Genomic DNA, 3,809 nt, shown 5'->3' with positions numbered 1-3,809 from the left:
TGTTGTGACATCAGATCCCGAAAGGCAAACTGATGCTGATTAAAAATGGAATGTTGAATCCAACGATTGAAACTCAGGTCCTGAGTCAAATACTCATTGCCATAAGTGACCAGGGTCAGTTGCTGTTTCCAAATTTGATCGAGTGCCATAGTGATTTGATCTGATTGATATTGTGTTTATCTTATACTTTTTATATTTAATCATGCCAATCTAATTTTCCTTAAAACGCATCTTCATCAAAGTGTCTAAAAACTGTTAGAATGTGGGGTTTTTAAAATATTTTTTAACCTGTTGCTTTGAGAGTTACTATGTCACTGGAAGCCCTGACCACTGAAGCGCTCGCTGCGATTGCAGCAGCTCAAGACCTTGCTGCACTTGATCAAGTACGAGTGCAATTTACGGGGAAAAAAAGCCAGCTCGCGGAACAATCTAAGTCGCTTGGTAAAATGGATCCTGAAGAACGTAAAGTCTTCGGCGCACAAATCCATGCTGTACGTGAAACCATTACCGCTGCATTGACATCACGTCAGGCAGAACTGCATAAAGCTGCCTTAGAACAAAAACTGGCAAGCGAAACCATTGATATTACTTTACCAGGTCGTGGTCAGCAGGTGGGCAGTATCCATCCAGTGACCCAGGTGCAAGAGCGTATTTGCCAGTTCTTTACCAAGGCAGGTTTTACGGTTGCAACAGGTCCTGAAGTTGAAGATGACTATCACAACTTTGAAGCACTAAACATTCCGGGTCATCACCCGGCGCGTGCCATGCACGATACCTTCTATTTTGATGTGAACCATTTGCTGCGTACGCATACGTCTGGTGTGCAGATTCGTACAATGAAAACACAGCAGCCACCAATCCAGATCGTGTGCCCGGGCCGTGTTTACCGCTGTGATTCGGATCAAACCCACTCACCGATGTTCCATCAGATCGAAGGTTTATACGTGGCTGAAAATACTAGCTTCGCGGAACTGAAAGGTTTGCTGATTAACCTGCTGAATGAATTCTTCGAAAAAGATTTGAAAGTACGTTTCCGTCCATCTTATTTCCCGTTCACTGAGCCGAGTGCGGAAGTGGATATTATGGATGAACGCGGTCGCTGGTTGGAAGTATTGGGCTGCGGTATGGTGCATCCGAATGTGCTGCAAGCTGCAGGTATTGATCCTGAAAAATACAAAGGCTTTGCTTTTGGTCTGGGTGTTGAACGTTTTGCAATGCTTCGTTATGGCGTGAATGACCTGCGTATGTTCTACCAAAACGATGTGCGTTTCTTACGCCAGTTTGCTTAAAACAAATTTATACCTCTCCCTAACCTCTCCTGAGCGGAGAGGGGTGTCTAGATATGACATAGGGCTCTCCCTCTTTGGAAGAAAGTGGGAGTGAGAGGGGATTCTAGAGATTTGAATTACAGGTTTTATATCAATGAAAATTAGCGAAAATTGGCTACGCACATGGGTTAACCCAGCCATCGACAGCGATAAACTTTCTGATCAACTGACCATGTTGGGTCTGGAAGTCGATGAACTTGCGCCTGCAGCAAAAGCATTTACGGGCGTAGTGGTGGGGGAAGTCCTGACAGTAGAGCAACATCCTGATGCAGATCGCTTGCGTGTGACCACTGTCAATATCGGTTCAGGTGAGCCTCTACAAATTGTATGTGGTGCGCCAAACGTACGTGCCGGCATGAAAGCGCCAGTTGCGACCATTGGTGCAGTACTTCCGGGCGATTTCAAAATCAAGAAAGGTAAGCTACGTGGTGTCGAATCACAAGGTATGCTTTGTGGTGCTTCAGAAATTGATTTAGAGGATAAAATCGACGGTCTGTTAGAGCTTCCTGCAGATGCACCAGTCGGGATGAACATTCGTGAATATCTGGATCTTGATGACAATGTGATTGACATCAGCATTACACCGAACCGTGGTGATTGCTTCAGTATTCGCGGTATTGCACGTGAAATTGGTGTGATTAACCAATTGCCAGTGACTGCGCCAGAAATTCAAGAAGTTACTGCAACTATTAGCGACGAAAAGAAAGTCGTTGTGTCAACTGAAGGCTGCCCACGCTACTTGGGTCGTGTGATCAAGAACGTCAATACCAAGGCTGTGACTCCTGTATGGATGGAGCGTGCATTGGCACGTTCAGGTATCCGTCAGCACAGCATTCTGGTCGATATTACCAACTATGTATTAATCGAGCTTGGTCAACCGCTACACGCATTTGATGCTGGCAAGGTGCAAGGCGCGGTACACGTACGTCAAGCGACGGAAGCTGAAAAGTTAGTTTTGCTCAATGAACAAGAAGTTGAACTCAACGAAAAAGTGATGGTGATTGCAGATGATGAAAAAGCATTGGCCATTGCCGGTATTATGGGTGGCTTGTCTTCAGCAGTCAGCGATGCAACCACTGAAATTTTCCTGGAATCAGCATTCTTCGCACCACTGCATATTGCCGGTCGTGCACGTAGCTTTGGCCTGCATACTGATGCTTCTCAGCGTTATGAACGTGGTGTCGATTTTGAATTGCCATTGATCGCTATGCACCGTGCATCACAATTGATTGCGGAACTTGCGGGCGGTGAGTTTGGTCCAATTACAGTTGCCGAAAATGCAGCGCTACTGCCAACACGCGATGCAATTGAGTTGAATCAAGCCCAAGTCGATCAACTGCTGGGTTATAGGGTTGATTCAGCTTTCATTACTGATGCTTTAACCCGTTTAGGTTGTGATGTAACTGTTAAAACAGAAGGCGAGTGGTTAGTGGTTCCACCATCACATCGTTATGATATGGTGATTTACCAGGACTTGATTGAAGAAGTCGCTCGTATTCATGGCTATGACAATATTCAAATCAGCCTGCCTGTGATTGATGTGAAGCTGGCCAAATACCAAGATCAATTTGAATTGGGTCAACTCCGTCAAACTGCCGTAACTTTAGGTTACCAAGAAGCAATCAGTTTTAGTTTTGCAGACTTAAAACTTGAAAAGCAACTTAATTCTCTTGTGAAACCTTTAGCATTAGCCAATCCAATTTCAAGTGATTTGGCGGTGATGCGTTCAACCTTGCTGTCTAGCCTGATTCCTTGTGTTCAGTACAATGTGAACCGTCAGCAAAGTCGGGTACGTTTCTTTGAGCTCGGTCTGCGTTTTGACTATCAAGAAGCCAGCAGCATCCATGATTTAAAACAGATTCCAACTTTTGCCCTGATTGCAACGGGTTCACGTACCCCTGAGTCTTGGCATGGCAAGGCACAGCCAATGGACTTCTTTGACTTTAAGGGTGATGTAGAAGAAATTCTGGCTGCTGGTCGTGTCAACGTAGAATATGTGCGTTCAGAGCGTAGCTGGTTGCACCCAGGGCAATCCGCAGAAATTCTCGTGAATGGTCAATCAATTGGTTACTTGGGGCGTTTACATCCCTCACTTGAAGACGAGCTTGATCTGGCAACCACATGGGTGGCAGAATTGGATCAAGCGGCTGTTTTGCAAACTTATGTATCTAATTTTACAGAATTATCACGTTTTCCATCAGTTCGACGTGATATTGCGCTTTTAATTAGTGATAAGATTAATGTTAGCGAAATTCAGGCACTTATCGAAAAAACGGGTGGAGAGCTTTTAGACTCAACTTGGTTGTTCGATGTGTACACTGGACAAGGAGTAGAAGAAGGGAAACGCTCACTGGCATTTGCACTTCTCTGGCAGCATCCAAGCCGTACATTGGAAGATGCTGAAATTAAATCAGGTATGGATAATATCCTTCAAGTGTTGGAAAACACTTACCAAGCGACATTGAGGGCTTCATGACAGCA

At 44.9% G+C, this 3,809-nt stretch carries 2 protein-coding genes and 1 pseudogene; 2 read left to right on the top strand and 1 reads right to left on the bottom strand.

Features of this window, described 5'->3' with window-relative positions; genetic code table 11:
- Positions 1 to 149 (bottom strand): annotated as a pseudogene (locus WAK81_RS01040) (hypothetical protein); the annotation flags it as partial.
- Positions 150 to 308: 159 nt separating this feature from the next.
- Here WAK81_RS01040 and pheS point away from each other — a divergent pair.
- Both pheS and pheT read left to right on the top strand, forming a co-directional pair.
- Positions 309 to 1,289, top strand: a complete 981-nt coding sequence (gene pheS, locus WAK81_RS01035) for a phenylalanine--tRNA ligase subunit alpha (RefSeq protein ID WP_422195321.1) — start codon at positions 309 to 311, stop codon at positions 1,287 to 1,289.
- 133 nt (positions 1,290 to 1,422) lie between these two features.
- Positions 1,423 to 3,804 carry a phenylalanine--tRNA ligase subunit beta gene (pheT, locus tag WAK81_RS01030; RefSeq protein ID WP_422195320.1) on the top strand — a complete coding sequence of 794 codons (2,382 nt, stop codon included), beginning with the start codon at positions 1,423 to 1,425 and terminating at the stop codon, positions 3,802 to 3,804.
- Positions 3,805 to 3,809: the final 5 nt, after the last annotated feature.

This window comes from Acinetobacter sp. (assembly GCF_049284435.1).
In the GTDB taxonomy this organism is placed as follows: domain Bacteria; phylum Pseudomonadota; class Gammaproteobacteria; order Pseudomonadales; family Moraxellaceae; genus Acinetobacter.
This window is presented reverse-complemented; position numbering and strand designations above follow the sequence as displayed.